20 protein-coding genes and 1 tRNA gene are annotated in these 20,350 nt (G+C 71.8%); 11 read left to right on the top strand and 10 right to left on the bottom strand.

The features are described from left to right. Window positions 1-159 precede the first annotated feature (159 nt). Entirely contained in the window at window positions 160-1,569 is a 1,410-nt protein-coding gene (locus tag IE97_RS0121780; RefSeq protein WP_030243170.1) for a M1 family metallopeptidase, read from the bottom strand. A gap of 37 nt (window positions 1,570-1,606) precedes the next feature. Between IE97_RS0121780 and IE97_RS0121775 the strand changes: the two genes are divergently transcribed. Then, the gene (locus IE97_RS0121775) at window positions 1,607-2,107 is read left to right on the top strand and encodes a hypothetical protein (protein WP_030243162.1); all 501 of its coding nucleotides are present in this window, start codon (window positions 1,607-1,609) and stop codon (window positions 2,105-2,107) included. Between the two features lie 23 nt (window positions 2,108-2,130). On the opposite strand, the gene IE97_RS0121770 is transcribed toward IE97_RS0121775, so the two are convergent. Continuing rightward, window positions 2,131-2,808: a pentapeptide repeat-containing protein gene (locus IE97_RS0121770; RefSeq protein WP_078603345.1), complete on the bottom strand. Its 678-nt coding sequence runs from the start codon at window positions 2,806-2,808 to the stop codon at window positions 2,131-2,133. Window positions 2,809-2,937: 129 nt separating this feature from the next. Here IE97_RS0121770 and IE97_RS0121765 point away from each other — a divergent pair, with 129 nt between their 5' ends. The 5 genes from IE97_RS0121765 (at window position 2,938) to IE97_RS0121745 (ending at window position 7,883) form a co-directional block, all read left to right on the top strand. Further along, window positions 2,938-4,098 carry an FAD-dependent oxidoreductase gene (locus tag IE97_RS0121765; RefSeq protein ID WP_030243157.1) on the top strand — a complete coding sequence of 387 codons (1,161 nt, stop codon included), beginning with the start codon at window positions 2,938-2,940 and terminating at the stop codon, window positions 4,096-4,098. Between the two features lie 78 nt (window positions 4,099-4,176). Then, window positions 4,177-5,157: a zinc-binding dehydrogenase gene (locus IE97_RS0121760; RefSeq protein ID WP_030243156.1), complete on the top strand. Its 981-nt coding sequence runs from the start codon at window positions 4,177-4,179 to the stop codon at window positions 5,155-5,157. A gap of 35 nt (window positions 5,158-5,192) precedes the next feature. After that, window positions 5,193-6,089: an aminoglycoside phosphotransferase family protein gene (locus IE97_RS0121755; protein ID WP_030243155.1), complete on the top strand. Its 897-nt coding sequence runs from the start codon at window positions 5,193-5,195 to the stop codon at window positions 6,087-6,089. Between the two features lie 94 nt (window positions 6,090-6,183). Next, window positions 6,184-6,873 (top strand): HdeD family acid-resistance protein, encoded by a 690-nt coding sequence (locus tag IE97_RS0121750; protein ID WP_030243153.1) that lies wholly within the window; start codon window positions 6,184-6,186, stop codon window positions 6,871-6,873. Window positions 6,874-6,917: 44 nt separating this feature from the next. Next, window positions 6,918-7,883 carry a diacylglycerol/lipid kinase family protein gene (locus tag IE97_RS0121745; protein ID WP_234331849.1) on the top strand — a complete coding sequence of 322 codons (966 nt, stop codon included), beginning with the start codon at window positions 6,918-6,920 and terminating at the stop codon, window positions 7,881-7,883. A 16-nt stretch (window positions 7,884-7,899) separates the two neighbouring features. Here the strand turns inward: IE97_RS0121745 and IE97_RS0121740 are convergent. Further along, window positions 7,900-7,973: transfer RNA gene (locus IE97_RS0121740), tRNA-Thr, on the bottom strand. A gap of 88 nt (window positions 7,974-8,061) precedes the next feature. Then, on the bottom strand, window positions 8,062-8,505 hold the full coding sequence (locus IE97_RS0121735; protein ID WP_030243148.1) for a DUF3224 domain-containing protein: 444 nt from the start codon (window positions 8,503-8,505) through the stop codon (window positions 8,062-8,064). Window positions 8,506-8,625: 120 nt separating this feature from the next. Between IE97_RS0121735 and IE97_RS0121730 the strand changes: the two genes are divergently transcribed. The 4 genes from IE97_RS0121730 to IE97_RS0121715 all read left to right on the top strand — a co-directional run bounded on the left by IE97_RS0121730 (window position 8,626) and on the right by IE97_RS0121715 (window position 12,327). Then, window positions 8,626-9,660: a helix-turn-helix transcriptional regulator gene (locus IE97_RS0121730; RefSeq protein WP_030243146.1), complete on the top strand. Its 1,035-nt coding sequence runs from the start codon at window positions 8,626-8,628 to the stop codon at window positions 9,658-9,660. Window positions 9,661-9,766: 106 nt separating this feature from the next. Continuing rightward, window positions 9,767-10,855 (top strand): ABC transporter ATP-binding protein, encoded by a 1,089-nt coding sequence (locus tag IE97_RS0121725; protein WP_030243144.1) that lies wholly within the window; start codon window positions 9,767-9,769, stop codon window positions 10,853-10,855. Between the two features lie 195 nt (window positions 10,856-11,050). Continuing rightward, on the top strand, window positions 11,051-11,506 hold the full coding sequence (locus IE97_RS0121720) for a hypothetical protein (protein ID WP_030243141.1): 456 nt from the start codon (window positions 11,051-11,053) through the stop codon (window positions 11,504-11,506). An 89-nt stretch (window positions 11,507-11,595) separates the two neighbouring features. Continuing rightward, entirely contained in the window at window positions 11,596-12,327 is a 732-nt protein-coding gene (locus IE97_RS0121715; protein WP_030243139.1) for a nucleotidyltransferase family protein, read from the top strand. Window positions 12,328-12,511: 184 nt separating this feature from the next. Here IE97_RS0121715 and IE97_RS0121710 read toward each other — a convergent pair whose 3' ends face one another. The 6 genes from IE97_RS0121710 to IE97_RS0121685 all read right to left on the bottom strand — a co-directional run bounded on the left by IE97_RS0121710 (window position 12,512) and on the right by IE97_RS0121685 (window position 18,999). Continuing rightward, complete coding sequence (locus tag IE97_RS0121710; protein WP_030243137.1) at window positions 12,512-14,227, bottom strand: DoxX family protein; 1,716 nt, start codon at window positions 14,225-14,227, stop codon at window positions 12,512-12,514. Window positions 14,228-14,355: 128 nt separating this feature from the next. Next, window positions 14,356-15,297, bottom strand: a complete 942-nt coding sequence (gene rlmB, locus IE97_RS0121705; RefSeq protein ID WP_030243134.1) for a 23S rRNA (guanosine(2251)-2'-O)-methyltransferase RlmB — start codon at window positions 15,295-15,297, stop codon at window positions 14,356-14,358. A gap of 105 nt (window positions 15,298-15,402) precedes the next feature. After that, the gene (gene cysS, locus IE97_RS0121700) at window positions 15,403-16,800 is read right to left on the bottom strand and encodes a cysteine--tRNA ligase (RefSeq protein WP_030243132.1); all 1,398 of its coding nucleotides are present in this window, start codon (window positions 16,798-16,800) and stop codon (window positions 15,403-15,405) included. A 130-nt stretch (window positions 16,801-16,930) separates the two neighbouring features. After that, complete coding sequence (ispF, locus tag IE97_RS0121695; RefSeq protein ID WP_030243130.1) at window positions 16,931-17,437, bottom strand: 2-C-methyl-D-erythritol 2,4-cyclodiphosphate synthase; 507 nt, start codon at window positions 17,435-17,437, stop codon at window positions 16,931-16,933. Continuing rightward, window positions 17,427-18,191, bottom strand: coding sequence for a 2-C-methyl-D-erythritol 4-phosphate cytidylyltransferase (gene ispD, locus IE97_RS0121690; protein WP_030243128.1), 765 nt, complete (start codon window positions 18,189-18,191; stop codon window positions 17,427-17,429). The genes ispF and ispD overlap by 11 nt, the downstream gene beginning before the upstream one ends. A 325-nt stretch (window positions 18,192-18,516) precedes the next feature. Further along, window positions 18,517-18,999, bottom strand: coding sequence for a CarD family transcriptional regulator (locus IE97_RS0121685; protein ID WP_003953493.1), 483 nt, complete (start codon window positions 18,997-18,999; stop codon window positions 18,517-18,519). A gap of 580 nt (window positions 19,000-19,579) precedes the next feature. Between IE97_RS0121685 and IE97_RS0121680 the strand changes: the two genes are divergently transcribed. After that, window positions 19,580-20,254: a hypothetical protein gene (locus IE97_RS0121680; RefSeq protein ID WP_030243125.1), complete on the top strand. Its 675-nt coding sequence runs from the start codon at window positions 19,580-19,582 to the stop codon at window positions 20,252-20,254. Window positions 20,255-20,350: the final 96 nt, after the last annotated feature.

Raw genomic sequence — 20,350 nt, 5'->3', positions numbered from 1 at the left:
GAAGCCCCCGGCCGCAGGAGCGGGCGGGGGCTTCGACGCCTCTTGGGCAGCGTGCCCGAGGGGCGCGGGACCGAATCGATCCGCGGCTCCGCCGCGTGGGCGCGACAAGCCACGAACGGCCCGCAGCCGCACACGTGGGCCAAGCCCCCACGGCCCCGATCAGGGCCGCTCCGGCTTCCCCTCCCCGTACAGCCAGTCCTCCCAGACCTGCTCGAAGTCCTCCCCCGGCGCCTGCTCCTCGACGTACGCAGTGAAGTCGGCCGTGTCCGCGTTCCCATGCCGGTACTCGTCCGCCCACCCCCGAAGAATCCTCCAGAACCTCTCGTCCCCGGCGACCTGCCGCACCTTCTGCAGCACCATCGCCCCCCGCCAGTACACCGGCGGTTCGGAAATCCGCGCGGCGTCCGGCGGTTCCGCGGGCGGGAACTCCCAGATCGCCTCGCCGGCCTCCTCGGTGTCGAAGGAGTCCCCGGAGTAGGCCGCGTCGAAGGTCTCCTGCGCGCTCGGGCCGCCGTGGTCCTCCTGCCACAGCCATTCCGCGTACGTCGCGAAACCCTCGTTGAGCCACATGTCCCGCCAGCTCTCGGGCGTGACGGAGTCGCCGTACCACTGGTGGGCGAGTTCGTGGACGAGGAGCGTGAGGCCGGGGGCGCCGGGGAAGACGGGGCGGGTCTGGGTCTCCAGTGCGTAGCCGACATCGGCGGCACGGTCCACGATCGCGCCGGTGGAGGAGAACGGGTACGGCCCGAACCTCCGCTCCGCCCAGCCCAGGACCTCGGGGATCCGCCCGAGCACCGGCCGGCTCGCCTCCGTCTCGGCCGGGTCGACGGCCGTGTACACGGGCAGGCCGTCCCCCGTCCTGGAGCGGCTGACGTCGAACCTGCCGATCGCGAGCGTGGCGAGGTAGCTCGCCATCGGCTCGGAGGTGCGCCAGCGGGAGGTCGTCCGGTCTCCGGCGGTCGTCTCGCTTCTCAACTCCCCGTTGGACACGGCCCGCAGCCCTCGCGGCACGGTCACCGTCAGGTCGTACGCCGCCTTGTCGGACGGGTGGTGGTTGCCGGGGAACCAGGTCATCGAACCGGTCGGCTCGCCGAGCGCGAGCACCCCGTCGGTGGTGCGCAGCCAGCCCTCCTCGGAGCCGTCGGGGTCGGTGACGGTCTCCGGGGTGCCGGAGTAGCGGACCGTCACGCGGAACGTCTCGTCCCGTCCGATGTCGTCACGCGGCCGGACGGTGAGTTCCTGCCCGGCCCGGTTCCAGCGGGCCGCCACGCCGCCGACGGTGACCGCCTCGACCTCCAGGCCGCGCAGGTCGAGGTTGAAGGCGGACAGGCTTTTCGTCGCCCGCACGGTGAGGGTGGCCGTGCCGGTGAGGTGCCGGGCGTCCGGGTCGTAGGCGAGGCGCAGTCCGTAGTGGCTGACGTCGTAGCCGCCGTTGCCGGCCTTCGGGAAGTACGGGTCCCGTACGCCGGAGCCGCCCGGGGTGCCGTGGACCCCGGCGCCGCACGCGGTGAGGGCGAGGGCGAGCGGGACGGCGGTCAGCGCCGGGGCAAGGCGTACAGATCGGGCCACGCTCGCGATCCTACGGTCGCATGACACCATCACCTCCGTGCTCGACATCGGCTACGCCCTCTCCAACCGCTTCCCCGACCCGCCCCAGACCGACTACCGCCGTGCGGACGTCCACGCCCTGCGGCACGACCTGTTCTGCGGTGACGTCTACCTGGCGGACACCGAGACGGACCGGGAGGTGTCCACAGCCTGGGGATGGGTGCCGGTGCTCGACTTCGCATGGGCGCTGTGCGACATCGTGGAGCGGATCGACCGGGACCCGGCGGGCTCCCGGGCGTCCCGGCCGCAGCGGGCGGAGCTGGACTTCACGGAGTCGACGGACCGGATGCTCTTCGAGCGCCGCTTCGGGTGGGTGGACATCGAGGCCGACTGGATGCCGGCCGAGGAGGCTCCCCTGACCTTCTCCCACACCGACCTGCGCCGCGAGGCCCGGGACTTCCTGCACGACCTGATCGCCGACCTCACCGACCTGCACGACGATCTGGCGGAGAACCCGGCGATCTGGACCCTCCAGGCGCGCTTTCCCAGGGTCCCCTGACGTCCTGGGGCGCCGCCCCGCTCTCAGTCCTGCACCCTGATCCCCCACTCCACCGCCAGCACCGGCGCCAGATCCAGCAGTTGCGCCGTACTGATCACCGCCCCCGAGAGCCGGTCAAGCCCTCTGCTGATCTCCAGTGACGCGGCCCCGCGCAGGTCGACGTCGGTGAGGGTCGCCGCGTGCAGGTCGGCGCCCTTCAGCGCGCAGTCCACGAACTCCACCCGCTCCAGCCGGGCTCCCCCGAAGTCCGGCTCGACCAGCACACAGCCCTCGAAGACGACGTCCCTGAGCCGGGCCGTGCGCAGGTTCAGATAATCGATCTTGCCGCCGCGGATCAGCACCCGCTCCAGCACCGCCCCGTGCAACTGCGGCCCACCGAGGCGGGCGTCGGTCAGCTCCACGTCCCGCAGGGTCGCCTCGGCGAGGTCGGTGCCGACGCCCCGGACACCCGTCAGCGCCGAGTCCAGGACCCGGGCATGCCGCAGCCGCGTCTCGTCCAGCGCGCAGCCCGTCAACGCGCAGTCCATGAAACGGGCGCCCGAGCCGTCCTGCCCCCCGAGGTCCACGTCCCGGAAGTCCTGCCCGTCGTAGTCCCCGTCCGGCTCCAGCCCGCCGCCCCCGTACGGCTCCAGCACGGGCAGCCGCACCTCCGGTCGCCGCGCGCCCTTCACACCCGTACCGCCCGCCGCTCTCCTCGCCATGCCGCCCATGCTGCACCCCACCCCTGACAACCCGGCCTGACCTGCACATATCCAGGCCGTGTCACATCTCGGACCGCTGAGGAGTCATATACACAGAAGGCGATCCCGACCCGAGGGAGATCCACGACCATGCACCGCATCACCGTCATCGGCGGCGGCTTCGCCGGACTGACCGCCGCCATCACGGCCGCCGAGGCAGGCGCCGAGGTCACCGTCCACGAAGCCCACCACACCCTCGGCGGCCGGGCCCGCACCACCGAGGGCCGGTACCGCACGAACGAGGGCCCGCACGCCCTCTACAACGGCGGCCCGCACTGGACCTGGCTCAAGCAGCGCGACCTCATCGGCCCGCTCGCCCCGATCCCACCCCTGGAGGCCGCCCGGCTCCGGCTGCGGCACCACGGCGTGCTGCGCCGCACCCCGCCCTTCCCGATGCTGAAGCTCCTGCGCCGGACCCACAGGCAGGCCCCCGTGGACGTCGACTTCCTGACCTGGGCGACCGGCATCGCGGGCGAGGAGGGCGCCCGGGCCGCCGCCCACTATGCCGCCGTCGCCCTCTTCCACCACGACCCCGGCTCCCTGTCGGCCGCGTTCGTGCAGGAGCGCCTGCGCCGCGCCACCAAGCTGCCGCCCGAGGCGCACTACCCGCGCGGCGGCTGGTCCGGCCTCATCGACCGGATGGCCGCCCACGCCCGGAACCTGGGCGTCCGGATCGAGACCCTGTCCCGTGTCGACACGCTCCCCACCGGCACGCAGGTCGTCGTCGCCACCTCCCTGGACGCCGCCCGGCGCCTGCTCCAGGACCCCTCGCTGAGCTGGCCGAGCGGCCGCACCGTCCTCGTCGACCTCGCCGTACGCACCCGGCGCGGGGACGCGTTCGTGGTCTCCGACCTCGACGCACCCGGCTGGCTCGAACGGTTCACCGCCCAGGACCGCAGCCTCGCCCCGGCCGGCGAGCAGCTCATCCAGGGGCAGATCCCCATCGCCCCCCGGGAGTCGAAGGCCGACGGCACCGCCCGAGCCGAGCAACTGCTCGACCTGGGGTTCCCGGGCTGGCGTGAGCGCGTGACCTGGCGGCGCGAGGCCGTCGCGAACGGCCGTACCGGCGCGGTCGACCCGCCCGGCACCAGCTGGCGCGACCGGCCCGCCGTGGACCGGGGCGACGGTGTCTACCTCGCCGGCGACCAGGTCGCGGCCCCCGGTGTGCTGTCGGAGGTCTCCTTCAACAGCGCCCTGACGGCGGTGTCCCTGGCCCTCGGCCGACCGCAGCTTGACCTCAAGCATGCTTGAGGTCGGAGGCTTGGCGCATCAGCCGAACCGGCTGCCGAACCGACTGGGGCACACCAGTCGAACCCGTGAGGAGTTCCCATGCGCGCCATCCGCCTGCACGCCTTCGGCCCGGCCGAGAACCTCACCTACGAGCAGGTCGAGGACCCCCGGCCCGGCCCCGGCCAGGTCCGGATCACCGTACGGGCCGCGGGCGTCCACCTCCTGGACACCGCCCTGCGCGAGGGCGTACAGGGACCGGCGCCCGAGCCGACGCCGCTGCCCACGATCCCCGGCCGCGAGGTCGCCGGAGTCGTCGAGGCCGCGGGCGACGGCGTCGCGGACCGGTGGCTCGGCAAGCGGGTCGTCGCCCACCTCGGCTTCGTCCCCGGCGGCTACGCCGAACTGGCCGTCACCGACGCGGAGCGGCTGCACGAGATCCCGGAGAACCTGGACTTCGCCGAGGCCGTCGCCATGATCGGCACCGGCCGAACCACGATGGGGATCCTCCAGTTCACCGACCTCGGCCCCGACTCCGTGGTCGTCGTCCCGGCCGCCGCCGGAGGCATCGGCACCCTGCTCGTGCAGTACGCCAAGAATGCCGGCGCGACCGTGGTCGGCCTCGCGGGAGGGCCGGAGAAGGTCGCCCGCGTACAGGCGAACGGCGCCGATCTCGCCGTCGACTACAAGGACCCGGCCTGGCCCGCGAAGGTCAGCGCCCACCTCGGCGGCCGGAGGGCGACGGTGGTCTTCGACGGCGTCGGCGGCGACGTGGCCCGCGAAGCCGTCGCCCTCCTCGCACCCGGCGGCAAGCACATCGTCTTCGGCTGGTCCGCCGAGGGCATCCACGCCGGCGAGCCCTACCTCGTCGAAGGCCTCTCCGAGCAGGTCCTCGGCCCGCTCATGCTCCAGAAGGCAGGAGGCCCCAACCCCGTACGCACCCTGGAACTGCGCGCCCTGACCGAGGCCGCCGCCGGCCGCCTCACCCCGGCCGTACAGCGCTTCCCGCTCCGCGAGGCCGCGGCGGCGCACCGGGCGCTGGAGACCCGGGGGACGACGGGGAAGGTCGTCCTGGAGCCCTGAAAACCCCGTGCCCCGCCCGGCACACCCCGGCTACCGTGCCGAGAGTGATCGACATCCCGCGGGAACTGGCTGCATCACAGGAGAAGTACAACGGCGAGGCGGGCCGGGCCTTCATCGCCGGCCTGCCCGACCTGACGGCCGGCTTCCTCGACCGCTGGGAGTTGAGGCCCGACGGCCCGCCCATGCACGGCGTCTCCGCCCTGGTCCTCCCGGTGCTCCGCGCCGACCGCACCCCCGCGGTCCTCAAACTCCAGATCCTCGACGAGGAGAGCGAAGGCGAACCCGTCGCCCTGCGGGCCTGGGGCGGCGACGGAGCCGTCCGTCTCCTCGACCACGACGAGCCCACCGGCACCATGCTGCTGGAACGCCTCGACGAGACCCGCATGCTGTCCCGGGAACCGGACCCCCACCGGGCCGTCGTCACCATCGCGGAACTCCTCGCCCACCTCACCTCCTTCTCCGCCCCGCCCGGCCTGCGCCAGCTCGGCGACATCGCCCGGGAGATGCTCGGCAAGACCTCGTGGGCACTCGACCGGATCCCCGACCCCGAGGCCCGCCGCCTCGTCGCCGACTGCGCCGCCGCCGTCCGCGAAGTCGCCGACGAGCCCGGCGACCGCCTCCTCCACTGGGACCTCCACGACGAGAACGTCCTGGCCTCCGACCGCGCCCCCTGGCTCGCGATCGACCCCAAGCCCCTCGCCGGCGACCCCGGCTTCGAACTGTGGCCGGCCATCGACAACCGCTACGACCCCGACGACATCCTCTGGCGCTTCGACGCCATGACCGACGTCCTCGCCCTGGACCGCCCCCGCGCCCGGGCCTGGACCCTCGGCCGCCTCCTCCAGAACGCCCTGTGGGACATCGAGGACGGCCGCCCCCTGGACGACGACCAACTCGAGATCGCCCGCCGCCTGCGCGGCCACGGCGGCTGAACTGACCACCCCCTCCTCGCCAGGCGCTATGGGGCCGTGCGGGGTGACGATGGAAGGGAACCGATTCTGGCTCCTCCCGGAAGGGTGAGGCGGTATGACGTCCTCCTCCGATTTCCCATCGAGCACCGGCACCGGGCCCAGGTACGGCGCTGAGCCGCGAGACACCTCCCTCGGCGGAGGCCTGGCGCCGCTGGCGAACATGAGCTGGCAGATCCTTCTCACCACGGGCCTGGCTTCCATCGCCCTCGGCGTCGTGGTCCTCGCCTGGCCCGAGGAGACGCTCCGGGTCGTCGGCATACTCTTCGGCGTCTACCTGCTGGTCATCGGTGTCTTCCAACTGGCCGCCGCCTTCGGCACGCACGTCCCCGGGCACCTTCGGGCGCTGCACTTCCTCGCGGGTGCGCTCTCCGTCCTGCTCGGTCTCATCTGCTTCCGCGGCACGCTGCAGTCGATCCTGCTGCTCGCCCTGTGGATCGGCTTCAGCTGGCTGCTGCGCGGCACCGCGGTGACGGCCACGGCGGCATCCACCCCGGACACGCCGGCCCGAGGCTGGATGCTGTTCACCGGCATCATCGGCATGCTCGCGGGCATCGTGCTGATCGTCGCGCCGTTCGCCTCGATCGGCGCGCTCACCCTGACAGCGGGGATCATGGCCATCGTCCTCGGCGTGATCGAGGTGTTCCACGCCATCAGGATGCGCGTCGACGTCGGCCGTCTCTCGCCGGGTACCTCAGCCCACCGGCGGCGGCCCCTGTTCCGCTCCCAGCCGCATCCCCAGCACTGACCACGGTGATGGCCGGCGCTCGGACGCGTGCCCGGGTGGTGATCGTGACGAATCCGCACTCGGGCGGCGGCAAGACAGCTCGCTACGGCCTGGTGCAGCGGGCCGAGGAGATGGGAGCGCAGGTCTGGACGACCAGTGCGGAGGGGGACGCGGCGTCCCTGGCGAAGAACGCCGTTGAGCAGGGAGCGCAGGTGCTGGGGGTCGTCGGCGGCGACGGCACCGTGTCGGCGGTCGCCGCGGAGGCCGCCGACACGGGCCGGTCACTGGTCGTCGTCCCGGCGGGCACACGCAACCACTTCGCCCGGGACCTGGGCCTCGACCTGAGCGATCCGGGGCGGGCGCTGAACGCCCTGGTCGACGGTGAGCCCGCACGGGTGGACCTGGGGGTGGTCGGCCCGCACGTCTTCGTCAACAACGTCTCTTTCGGCATCTACGCCGACGCCCTGCTGGAGCCCGGCTACCGGCAGGACAAGCCGCGCGCCTTCGCCGCGGTGGCGCCCGGCTACGTCAAGGGCGAGCAGTGGGTCCGGGCCCGTGTGGACACCCCTTGGGGGACCGTCGAGTTCCCGCAAGTGGTGCTGATCTCCAACAACCCGTACCACCTGACCACACCACGCTGGCTGGGGCGTCGTTTCTCCCTCACCACCGGACAGCTCGGCGCCATCGTCCTCAAGCGCCCGGCGCACGCGCCTCCGGACCTCCTGAGGCACCTGAGGGGCGAACTGCGACAGCACGAGCACGGTCCCGGCGCGGCGGGTGAAGGGCCCCTCATCTGGTCGGCTCCCGGCATCACACTCAGCGGCGACGCGCACCATCTGGACGCGGGCATCGACGGCGAAGCGGTGCGGCTTCCTCTCCCGGTACGGTGCGGAATCCTGCCGGGCGCCCTGCGTGTGCTGCTGCCGAAGGACCGGCCAGGCATCCCGCCCGTGCCCGCCGTGCGCCCCGGGGCGCGAAGGCCCGGACCCAAGGCTCGTCGAACGAAAAACCCCAGTTCAGAGCGCATCTGACCTGGGGTTCCGGCAGAGCCCCCTGTCGGATTCGAACCGACGACCTACGCATTACAAGTGCGTTGCTCTGGCCAGCTGAGCTAAGGAGGCACCGCGCACTACGAAGCCGTACGCGAAGGCTGCACCACTGTACACAGAGCCCGTTACCGGGAGCCACGAAGTTCCGCTCGGCCCGGCCTCACTCCACCTCGTACTCGAAGCGGTAGGCCACCGCCGCCTCCCCGTGACGGGCGGTGAACCCGCCCTTGCCCCGCAGTCCCGTCAGGTCCCCGCTCCCGGAACCCTCCACGACCACGAACGTGCAGTGCACCGTTCCGTCCTCCTCGAACCAGCCCCGCTCCTCGACGGCGAAGCTGCCCTCCCGCCCGTCCAGTCGGCCGGTGATCAGCTCCATGCCGGTGAAAGAGCCGGTCTTCGCGGTGACGTAGACGATGGAGTACTCGCAGATCGTCCCGGCCGCCTCGATGCCGCCGCTGAAGGTGTTGCGGACGGAGGCGTGAGCGAGGCGGGGGTTCGCGTCCTCGCCGGGTCCGATCACCTTTTCCTGCCAGTCGGCGAAGGTGAAGTGACCGGTCGTCGTGGTCGTCGTGGTCGTCGTGGTGGTGGTCTGGGGTACGGGCATGGCTGGGTCCTCCCGGTTCAGGGGGCGCGGTACGGGCCCCTCGGCCTGGTGAGATCACCTTCGCCGCCGTACCTGACATCCCCTGTCAGGTACGGCGGCGAGAGCCCGACAATGGCCCCCATGCGCGCCGACCGGCTCCTCTCCCTGATCCTGCTGCTGCAGAACCGCGGGCGTATGACCGCGTCCGAGCTGGCCACGGAGCTGGAGGTGTCGGTGCGGACGGTCTACCGGGACGTCGAGGCACTCGGCGCGGCCGGCGTGCCGGTGTGTGCCGACCGTGGTCCGGAGGGCGGCTACCGGCTGATGGACGGGTACCGGACGCGGCTGACCGGGCTGACCGACACCGAGGCCGGTTCGCTGTTCCTCGCCGGGATGCCCGGCCCGGCGCGGGACCTCGGGCTGGGGGCGGCGCTGGCGAGCGCCCAGCTGAAAGTGCAGGCGGCCCTGCCCGCGGAGCTCGCCGGGCAGGCGCGGCGAGTTCAGGAGCGGTTCCACCTGGACGCGCCGGCCTGGTTCCGTGAGGCCGATCCGGTGCCCTGCCTGGAGGCGGTCGCGGCGGCCGTGTGGGAACAGCGGGTGCTGCGGGTGCACTACCGGCGGTGGCGGGGCGAGGTGCGCCGGGAGGTGCGGCCGCTGGGGCTCGTCCTGAAGGGCGGCATCTGGTACCTCGTGGGCCTGGCCGACGAGACCGTTCGCACGTACCGGGTGTCGCGCCTGCTGGCTGTGGAGGGAACGGGGGAGGTCTTCGACCGCCCGGCCGGGTTCGATCTGGCCGCCCACTGGGAGGAGTCCTCCCGGCGTCTGGAAGTCGCCCTGCGGCAGGGCGTCGCGCGGTTGCGGATCTCCCCGCGGGCGCAGCGGCTGCTGCCGATGCACTTCGGGGCGGCGGGCGCACAGGCCCTGCGCGAGGCGGGCGCGCCGGACGAGGACGGCTGGGTGGAGGTGGAGCTGACCGTGGAGGGGGAGGCCGTGGCGGTCGGTGACCTGCTCCGGCTGGGGGCGGAGGCGGAGGTGCTCGGGCCTCCTGACCTGCGGCGGGCCGTCGTGGCGGCGGTGGCGGCGCTGGCGGGCCGCTACCAGGGACTCGAAAATTTCCGCGAAGTTCACAGTGCCGGAGGTACTGACAGACCAGGTGAACGCCAGGTACCGTCCTGAGCCAGTTCACACGTGTGGACTACACCACAACGGAAAACCGTCGTGGCACCGCCTTCCTACTCGGATCGTCCGGCACGTTCCTGCCGGTAGAAGGGGTTCACTCATCATGGCCACTGTCTCGTTCGACAAGGCGACCCGGGTCTACCCGGGCTCCGAGAAGCCCGCTGTTGACGCGCTCGACATCGACATCGAGGACGGCGAGTTCCTCGTTCTCGTCGGCCCGTCCGGCTGCGGCAAGTCCACCTCGCTCCGCATGCTCGCGGGGCTCGAGGACGTCAACGCCGGCGCCATCCGCATCGGCGACCGCGACGTCACCCACCTGCCGCCGAAGGACCGGGACATCGCCATGGTGTTCCAGAACTACGCGCTCTACCCGCACATGACCGTCGCCGACAACATGGGCTTCGCGCTCAAGATCGCCGGCGTCAACAAGGCGGAGATCCGGCAGAAGGTCGAGGAGGCCGCGAAGATCCTCGACCTCACCGAGTACCTGGACCGCAAGCCGAAGGCGCTCTCCGGCGGTCAGCGCCAGCGCGTCGCCATGGGCCGCGCCATCGTGCGTGAGCCGCAGGTGTTCCTCATGGACGAGCCGCTGTCCAACCTGGACGCCAAGCTCCGTGTGTCCACCCGTACGCAGATCGCCTCGCTGCAGCGCCGCCTGGGCATCACCACCGTCTACGTCACCCACGACCAGGTCGAGGCCATGACGATGGGCGACCGCGTGGCGGTTCTCAAGGACGGTCTGCTCCAGCAGATCGACACCCCGCGCAACATGTACGACAAGCCCGCCAACCTCTTCGTGGCCGGCTTCATCGGCTCCCCGGCGATGAACCTCGTCGATGTGCCGGTGACCGACGGCGGTGTGAAGTTCGGCAAGTCGGTCGTGCCGGTGCAGCGTGACGCCATCGCCGCCACCACCGACAAGACGGTCACCGTCGGTGTCCGCCCCGAGCACTTCGACGTGGCCGGTCCCGACGCCGAGCTGGGCCTGGCGGTCACCGTGAACGTGGTCGAGGAGCTGGGCGCCGACGCCTACGTCTACGGCACGGCGAAGGTCGGCGACGAGTCCAAGGACCTCGTGGTGCGCGTCAGCGGCCGTGACGTCCCGGAGAAGGGCAGCCAGCTGCACATCGTGCCCCGCTCCGGCGAGACCCACGTGTTCTCGACGTCGACCGGCGAGCGCCTGTCCGACTGAGCACGGTTCACCCAAGCTGACGAAGAGGGCCCCGCGGAGCGCTGCGGGGCCCTTCTCGTTGTCGCCGAATACCCCGGCAGACCAGACATTTCGAGCACTGTGCGTCAACGCCTTACCCAAAAAGAGGTGCTTTCTCATCCCCCGAACCGGTGACTAAATGTCTACAAACCATCACTGGGCGCTACCCTCACACGCGTGAAGCACTCCAACACCCAACAGACGCGACGCGGCCGGGGCCCCGCCCGCCGGATCGGCCGCACCCTCGCTTTCGTCCTGCCCGTCGTCCTGGTGCTCTCCGGGACCCTCGCGGTCACCCGAGTCAACTGGTCGGGCAGCCCCTCCGACCCGGTGCTGACCGCCGCGGACACCACCGCGTCCACCGGCACCCCGCGAGCCGTCAAGCGCGCCCCGCAGGACGTCCTGCGGGACAAGCTGCTGACCGAGCTCCAGGAGGAGAACCCGGGCGTCGCCCTCACGCACCTCCAGGAGGCCGTCAACGGCCGCCCGTCCCTCGCGAAGCACTGCACCTCCATCGCCCGCGCCCTCGGCCAGGCCGCCGTCCGGGTCTACGGTCCGACGCGCGCCCAGTCCTACGCCCGCCCGGTGTGCGACACCGCCTTCGCCAAGGGCGTCGCGGCGGCGCACAACTGAGCGCCCGCGCGCGACTGAGCGCCCGCGCAGAGCTGAGCGCACGCCCGACGCTGAACGCCCGGGCGGGACGCCCCATACAGTTCGGTCTCATGAGCGATCCGAGCGCCGCGTCCCGCCCTGTGCAAGCCGTGGTACTGGCCGGTGGCCAGGGCTCCCGGCTGCGTCCGTACACCGACGACCGGCCCAAGCCGATGGTCGAGATCCCCGGGACGGGGACTCCGATCATCGGCCATCAGTTGTCCTGGCTCGCCGAGGAAGGCGTGACGGACGTGGTGGTCTCCTGCGGCCATCTCGCCGAGGTGCTCCAGAAGTGGCTGGAGACGGCCGATCTGCCCGTCTCCGTCACCACCGTCGTGGAGTCCGAGCCCCTCGGCCGCGGCGGCGGCCTGAAGTACGCCGCCACCCATCTGCCCCACCCGGACCAGCCCTGGTACGCGACGAACGGTGACATCTGGACCCGGTTCTCGCTGCGCGACATGGCGGACTTCCACACCGAGCGGGACGCGATCGCGACGGTGGCGCTGGCGCGGCCGCGGCTGCCGTGGGGGGCGGTGAAGACCGACGGGTTCGGTCACATCACCGACTTCATCGAGGCACCGCCGTCGACGTTCGAGATCAACGCGGGTGTCTATGTGTTCTCCCCCGAGTTCACGGGGTTGCTGCCGGACCGGGGGGACCACGAGCGCACGACGTTTCCCCGGCTGGCCCGGGAACAGCGGCTGGCGGGGTTCACCATTCCGCAGGGGTCGTACTGGCGGGCCATCGACACGGCGAAGGATCTGACGGAGGCCGCCAAGGAACTGGCGGCGTCAGGGCGCTGAGAGCCCGGGGGCTTTTGGCCTTCGTGCGGGCGGGTGATGTGTGGTTTGTCGCGCCCGCGCGGCGGGGCCGCATAGCGAAACAGCCCCGCGCCCCTGAGAAGGCGCTTCCGGGACCTCTGGCAGAGGGGCCCCGCACCTCGAAGGTGCGGGGCCCTTTGGCGCTCGGGTCGCTCGGGTCGGTCGGCTAGCCCAGGAGGCCGCCCACCAGGCCCGGGCGTCCGGAGTCGGAGGAGTCGTCGCCCGTGCCGCCGGTCGAGCCCGTGCCGCCCGTCGCCGGGCCGCCGGAGGTGGGGCCGGACGTGGTGCTCGGGGCCTGGCGGGCCGGGGAGGACCGCCGGGGCGGGGTCTGGCCCGTGCTGCCCTGGGTCTGGCTGGGGCCGCCGCCGGTGACGGTGCCGGCGTCCTGGGTGGCGCCCGGCTGGGACGTGGTGCCCGCGCTGGGGCCGGCCGAGCCGGCCGTGGCGCCCTGGGTGGGCGAGGAGGAGACCGACGGGGTGCGCTTGTCCTTGCGCCTGTCGGGCTTCTCCGGGAGCGGCGAGCCGGGCAGTTCGTTGCGCGGGGCCTCGCCGGGTCCGGGGACGACGACCCGGTCGGCATCGCGGACGGCGCCGCCGAGGAGCGAGCCGACGAGCAGTGTGAGGCCGGTGGCGACGGCGGTGACGAGGGCGCCCCGGCGCAGTACGTAGCGGCGCAGGTCCCGGATGTGGGCACGGGGTCCGAGGCGGCGCCAGGCCCGGCCGGCCAGACGGCCGTCGACGGAGTAGACGGGGGCGCCGGCGATGATCAGCGGGGACCAGGCGGCGAGGTAGATGATGTCGGGGGTCTCGTAGGCGGGGACGCTCTTCCAGCTGACGGTGACCAGCAGTGCGGCGGAGAGCAGGGCACCGAAGGCGGCGGCGACGCGCTGCCAGCAGCCGAGGACCGTCAGGACACCGACGATGACCTGCGCGAAGGCGATCACGAGACCGGAGCCGATCGGGTGCTCGAGCGCGAACTGCCGCAGGGGCTCGGCGACTTCCCAGGGGTGCAGGGTGTTGAGCCACTTGACCATGGAGCCGCGCTCGCCGCCGTCGAAGTAGACGGGGTCGCACAGCTTGCCCATGCCGGCGTAGACGGAGATGCAGCCGAGGAAGACCCGCAGCGGGAGCAGGACGACGCCGAGGTTCATCCGGCGGCCCGGGTAGTAGGCGTGCCGGGCCGGGTCGTCGCCGTGGCGCCTGGCGAGTCGGCCCATCTCGCCCGCCGCGTCGGCGAGTTCGTCGAACTCCTCCTCCGCGTAGGCGGGTTCGTCGTAGGCGCTGTCGACGGTGCGCATGGGGGGCAGCAACCGGGTGTCGGCGGCGGCCTGTTCGTGGGTGCGCTGGCGGCCGACGACGGGGGTCTCGACGGTCTGGGCCAGGTCGTCCTCGTAGCCGCCGCTCTGGTATCCCGGGCCGCCGTACCCGTCTTGGTCGTACCCGGTGCCGTAGCCGGCGTCCTGCGGCGCGGTGCCCACGCGGGAGATGACCTGGGTGGCTCCCGCGTCGGGGGTGGCCTCGTCGGGGTGGCGGACGCTCTCGTGCCGCACGGCTTGGAGAAGCCGGTGGGCGCCGGTGTCGTCGGGCGCGGATCTGCCGCTCCAGATGACGGGACGGCGGCGTGCGGCGGCTCCGTCCGCCACACCCCCGGCGGTGGCGGCGGGGATGCGGGCGGTGGCCTCGGTGGCGGTCAGGTGCCGTGCGACCCGTGGGGACTGGACGCGACGCGTCGAGCCGCCCAACTGCACGCGGAAACTCGCGTGGTTGACGATGACCTGCGCCGGGTCGCTCGGCACCTTCACCATGCTCAGCGCGGGAGCGTCGTCGAGTCCCGACGAGCGGTCCCCCGTGGGTGTGCGGGGTGTTCTGGTGTCCACACTCATCTAACCGAGTGACGTCGGGATAGGACACTGCTTTGACCCGCCGGAAGTGTCCGGACCCCGTCAAGCTTGCCCTTGTCGCCCCGACGTCCCCGGAATTAGCCCGTAAGGGTGAGGTCGCGGACGCCTGTTCAGCCGCGCCGGCGGGCCGCCTCGTACAGCACGATGCCCGCCGCCACACCGGCGTTGAGCGACTCGGCGCCGCCCGGCATCGGGATCCGCACCCGGAAGTCGCAGGTCTCCCCGACCAGCCGGGACAGCCCCTTGCCCTCGCTGCCGACGACGATGACGACCGGCCCGTCCAGGGCCTCCAGCTCACCGAGCTCGTGCTCGCCGTCCGCGGCCAGGCCGACGACCACGATGCCGGCCTTCTTGTAGGCCTCCAGGGCGCGGGTGAGGTTGGTGGCACGGGCGACCGGGGTGCGGGCCGCCGTACCGGCGGACGTCTTCCAGGCACCGGCCGTCATGCCCGCCGCACGGCGCTCGGGGACGACCACGCCGTGGCCGCCGAACGCGGAGACGGAGCGGACGACCGCGCCGAGGTTGCGCGGGTCGGTGACACCGTCGAGGGCGACGATCAGCGGGTCCTCACCGTCGTCGTAGGCGGCGGACGCCAGGTCCTCGGGGTGCGCGTACTCGTACGGCGGGACCTGGAGGACCAGGCCCTGGTGGTTGAGGCCGTTGGTCATGCGGTCCAGCTCGGGACGCGGCGCCTCCATGAGGTTGATGCCGCCGCGCTCGGCGGCGACCTGGAGGGCCTCGCGCACCCGCTCGTCGTTGTCGATGAACTGCTGGACGTAGAGGGTGGAGGCCGGGACGCCCTCGCGCAGCGCCTCGAGGACCGGGTTGCGTCCGACGACCAGTTCGGACGTGCCCCTGCCGCCGCGCCCGCGCGCCACGGGACGGCGCACGGCCTGCTTGGCCTTGGCGTTGGCGACGCGGTTCTTCTTGTGCCCCTTGCGCATCTCGGCGGGCGGGGTCGGACCCTTGCCTTCGAGTCCGCGGCGCCGCTTGCCGCCACTGCCGACCTGCGCGCCCTTCTTGCCGGACATGCGGCGGTTGTTTGCGGCCATGACCTACCTGTCTGTGTGAGCGTCGTACGTACGTCTATGCAGTGTGCCGCCCGGAGGCCCGGGCGGCACAATCGATCAGCTGTGGTCTTCGTCCCGGCGCCGGTCTCAGCGCGGGCCGAGGCTCCAGCGCGGGCCCTGCGGACTGTCCTCGATGACCAGACCGGACTGGCTCAGCTGGTCGCGGATGGCGTCCGCGGTGGTCCAGTCCTTGCGGGCCCGGGCGGCCTCGCGCTGGTCCAGGACCATGCGCACGAGCGTGTCGACCACGCCGTGCAGGTCGTCGCCGCGCTCGCTCTCCCCGGCCCAGTGCTCGTCGAGCGGGTCGAGCCCGAGAACCCCGAGCATGGCACGGACCTCGGCGAGCCGGGCCACCGCGGCTTCCTTGTCGTCGGCGGCCAGCGCGCTGTTGCCCTGCCGGACGGTGGTGTGCACCACGGCCAGCGCCTGCGGCACGCCCAGGTCGTCGTCCATGGCCTCGGCGAAGGCGAGCGGCACCTCGGGGGCGGGCTCGACGACGCCGGCCTTCTCGACCACGCGCTGCACGAAGCCCTCGATCCGCGCGAACGCCGACTCGGCCTCGCGCAGGGCCTCCTCGCTGTACTCGATCATCGAGCGGTAGTGCGGGGTGCCGAGGTAGTAGCGCAGCACGATGGGCCGCCAGCGCTTGACCATCTCACTGACCAGGACCGAGTTGCCGAGCGACTTCGACATCTTCTCGCCGCTCATGGTGACCCAGGCGTTGTGCACCCAGTACCGGGCGAAGTCGTCGCCGTAGGCCTTGGCCTGGGCGATCTCGTTCTCGTGGTGCGGGAAGACCAGATCCAGGCCGCCGCCGTGGATGTCGAAGGCGGTGCCCAGGTACTTGTGCGCCATCGCCGAGCACTCCAGGTGCCAGCCCGGGCGGCCGCGGCCCCACGGGGTCTCCCAGCTGGGCTCCCCCGGCTTGGCCGCCTTCCACATGGCGAAGTCGCGGGGGTCGCGCTTGCCGGTCTCGCCGGTGCCGGAGGGCTGCTGGAGGTTGTCCAGCTCCTGGTTGGACAGCTGGAGGTACTCCGGGAAGGAGCGCACGTCGAAGTAGACGTTGCCGTCGGCCTCGTAGGCGTGTCCGCGCTCGATGAGGCCGCGCATCATCTCGACCATCTCGGTCACGTGCCCGGTGGCACGCGGCTCGTAGGTGGGCGGCAGGCAACCGAGGGCGTGGTAGCCGTCGTTGAACGCGCGCTCGTTCTCGTAGCCGATGGCCCACCAGGGGCGGTCCTGGTCGGCCGACTTGGCGATGATCTTGTCGTCGATGTCCGTGACGTTCCGCACGAACGTGACGTCGTAGCCGCGGTACACGAACCAGCGGCGCAGGATGTCGAAGTTCAGGCCGGAGCGGATGTGCCCGATGTGCGGGGCCGCCTGCACGGTGGCGCCGCACAGGTAGATCGAGACACAGCCCGGGATGAGCGGGGTGAAGTCACGGATCTGCCGGGCGCTGGTGTCGTACAGGCGAATAGTCACGGGACCAGGGTAGTAGGCCGTGGGGGGTGTACGGGAACGTATCGGGTGCGGCGCCGCGTGAGCCGGTCGCGCCCACGCGGCCGAGCCGCATGTCAGGCACGGCCCCGCACCCCTTGAGGAGTCGGGCCGGTCACCGCGTCCTTACGACCAAGGCCGTCGCCACCGCCATGAGGCCCTCCTCGCGTCCGGGGAAGCCCAGGCCGTCCGTGGTCGCGCCCGACACGGAAACGGGTGCTCCCGCCGCCTCCGAAAGGATCTTCTGGGCCTCGTCCCGGCGTTTCCCGATCTTCGGGCGGGGACCCACCACCTGGACGGCGATGTTGCCGATCCGGAAGCCCGCCTCGCGGACGATCCGGGCCGCCTCCGTCAGCAGTGCGACTCCGGAGGCGCCCGACCACTCGGGCCGCCCCGTGCCGAAGTGCTGCCCGAGGTCACCCAGTCCGGCCGCCGAGAAGAGCGCGTTGCAGGCGGCGTGCGCGACGACGTCCGCGTCGGAGTGGCCGGCCAGGCCCGGGCCCTCGCCCTCCCACTTCAGGCCGGCGCACCACAGCTCGCGCCCCTCCTCGAAGGCGTGGATGTCGGTGCCGATGCCGACCTGGGGCAGCAGGGGCTCCTGCGGGGACGGGTCAGAAACCATCGTTGAGCCTCCTGCGGGCCAGGACCGCCTCGGCGAGGACCAGGTCCAGGGGGCGGGTGACCTTGAAGGCCTCCTCGTGGCCGGGGACGGCCACGACGGTGAGGCCGAGCTGCTCGACCATGCCGGCGTCGTCGGTGACGTCCCCGGTGACGGTCTCGTGCGCGCGCACCAGCGTCTCCCGGTCGAAGCCCTGCGGCGTCTGCACCGCCCGCAGCCGCGCACGCTCCGGCGTGGCGACGACCGGCTCGGGCTCGCCGGGCGCCCGGGCGGGCTCGACCTGCTTGACGGTGTCGGCGAGCGGCAGCGCCGGGACCACGGCGGGGGCGCCCTCGCGCACGGCCTCGATCACGGCGTCGACGGTGTCCACCGGCACCAGCGGCCGGGCCGCGTCGTGCACCAGCACGATGTCGTGGCCGGGCGGCAGCGCGTCCAGGCCGAGCTTCACGGACTCCTGGCGGCTCCGCCCGCCCGGTACGACGAGGAAGTCGGTCCGCTCGGGCAGCGCGTGCGTGTCGAGGAGCGACCTGACCTCGGCGGCGCCGTCCGGCGGGGCCACGACGACGACCAGGGAGACGGCGCGGGAGGCCGCCATGGCGCGGATCGCGTGGATGAGCATGGGGGTGCCGCCCAGCGCGCGGAGCGCCTTGGGGGCGCCCGGGCCGAGCCGTACACCACGGCCGGCGGCTGGGATCACCGCTGCCGTGCGGGCCGCCGCGGGGCCGGCCGGCGGCGAGGGGCGCGAATCGTCAGACATCGGTTCCTGTCAGGTTTGTGTGCTGGCCTGGCGTGGGTATGGCCTGGAGGAGTGCCGGGCGCGACGCGCTCGACCGGACCCTTCCGTGACGCTGGTCGAGCCGGCTGCCCGGGCCCGGCACGCCACGTACGCAAGTACCGGATCGTGAGTGATAACACATCCGGCATGGACGGTGTATTCGGCGTCCGAGTGCGAACATGCCGCAGCGCCCGGCGACAGGGAAATCGTCATCGGGCACCGCGGCATTTCGATGTGCAGAGGCGCGATCAGCGTTGATCAGCAGAGTGCTGGTTGATCAGCGGTGTTCTGAGCGACAGGTTTCGCCTCAGGAGGCGAGAACCTCGTCGAGCAGGGCCTCGGCCTTGTCCTCGTTGGTGTTCTCCGCGAGCGCGAGCTCGCTCACCAGAATCTGGCGGGCCTTGGCGAGCATGCGCTTCTCACCGGCGGAGAGTCCGCGCTCACGCTCACGACGCCACAGGTCACGCACCACTTCCGCGACCTTGATGACATCACCGGAGGCGAGCTTCTCCAGGTTTGCCTTGTATCGACGGGACCAGTTCGTGGGCTCCTCGGCGTACGGTGCGCGCAGCACCTCGAAGACCCGGTCCAGCCCGTCCTGACCGACCACATCACGCACGCCGACGAACTCCGCATTGTCCGCTGGCACACGCACCGTCAGGTCGCCCTGGGCGACCTTCAGCACCAAGTAGGTCTTGTCCACGCCTTTGATCTGGCGAGTTTCGATGGCCTCGATCAGCGCGGCCCCGTGATGGGGATAGACCACGGTGTCGCCAACCTTGAACGTCATGTGACAGGTACCCCTTCCGTGGCTATCCAGAGTAACACGGATACGGCGGCTTCTGAATGGCGTTTTCGCAGGTCAGGGCGCATCTCGGGGCTTGACAACTCCGACAGGAACGTGCTTCGGACAGGGAGTGGAAGAAGGTATTCGCAGGTCGGAGCGGCTCTCCGGGGTGGAAGAAACGCGTACGTTACACACATCCGGGGCCTCAGTCGAAGGGCGAAACATCCCGATATGTCTGGTTCCATGTGATCGACTTCCGCTACTCCGTTCGGCGGCCCCACCCGGGTTCCGGCCGAATCCGGAATTGATCACGAGGCGGCCGGACGGGTCCTCGGTGATCAATTCCCGGGTGGTCCGCGCATTCCTCCACGGAAATCCGCGCTGTCGTCCCTGCTTCTTATGTGAATGCCGGACGAGCACCCGCCAATGTGGAGTCGCCGTCACTTCTGACTCCGGCGGGACCCGTGGTGCCGGGGGGTCGGGTGCGGCGGTGCGGGGACGGCTCGGTAACCTGAGGCACGCTGACAGACACTTAGGGCGGCTTTATCGGCCGCTCCGCTCGAGTCAAGGAGTTGCCGCCGCCGTGAGCAGCAGCCTTCGACGCGGCGCCCTCGCCGCTGCGACCATCGCGTTCTCCATCGCCTCGCTCGCCGCGTGCGGTGCCGGCAACAACGCCCAGACCCTGGAGATCAAGCCGGACAACGCGGCCACGAGCGTCGGCGACATCAAGATCCAGAACGCGATCGTGATCACGCAGCCCGACCTCGAGTCGACCGGCCCGGCCGCGATCTCCGCCACCTTCTTCAACTCCGGCAGCACCGCCGAGACCCTGGAGTCCATCACGCTCCCGGGCACCGGCAAGAAGGCCGAGCTCAAGCCGGCCAAGGGCGGCAGCCTGAGCATTCCGGCCGGCGGTTCACTGATCCTCGGCGGCAAGGACAACGCCACGGCCACGCTGCCGAGCAGCCGTGAGGCGGTCCAGGACGGCAACGCCCAGAAGGTCACCTTCACCTTCAGCAAGACCGGTGACGTGAGCCTGCGGGCGTTCGTCGTCCCCGCCAAGCACTACTTCGAAGAGTGGGGCCCGACCGAGGTCCCGGCCGCGCCGGGCGCGTCCCCGTCCGGCTCCCCGGCCGAGGGCGCCTCGGAATCGCCGGCCGGGAGCCCCGCCGCCGGCGAGACGCCGGGCGGCCACGAGTCGCCGGCCACGCCGACCGACGCCGCGTCCGCGAGCGCGACGGGCGGCGCCGGTCACTGAGCCGTCGTAGAGCGCGAAGGGCGGGACCCCTCCTCCGAGGGGTCCCGCCCTTCGCGTTGCCGTCGTGCGGCGCGTCCTCCGGCCTCGCCCTACGGC

The organism is Streptomyces sp. NRRL S-455 (assembly GCF_000717875.1).
Taxonomy (GTDB): Bacteria; Actinomycetota; Actinomycetes; order Streptomycetales; family Streptomycetaceae; genus Streptomyces.
This window is presented reverse-complemented; position numbering and strand designations above follow the sequence as displayed.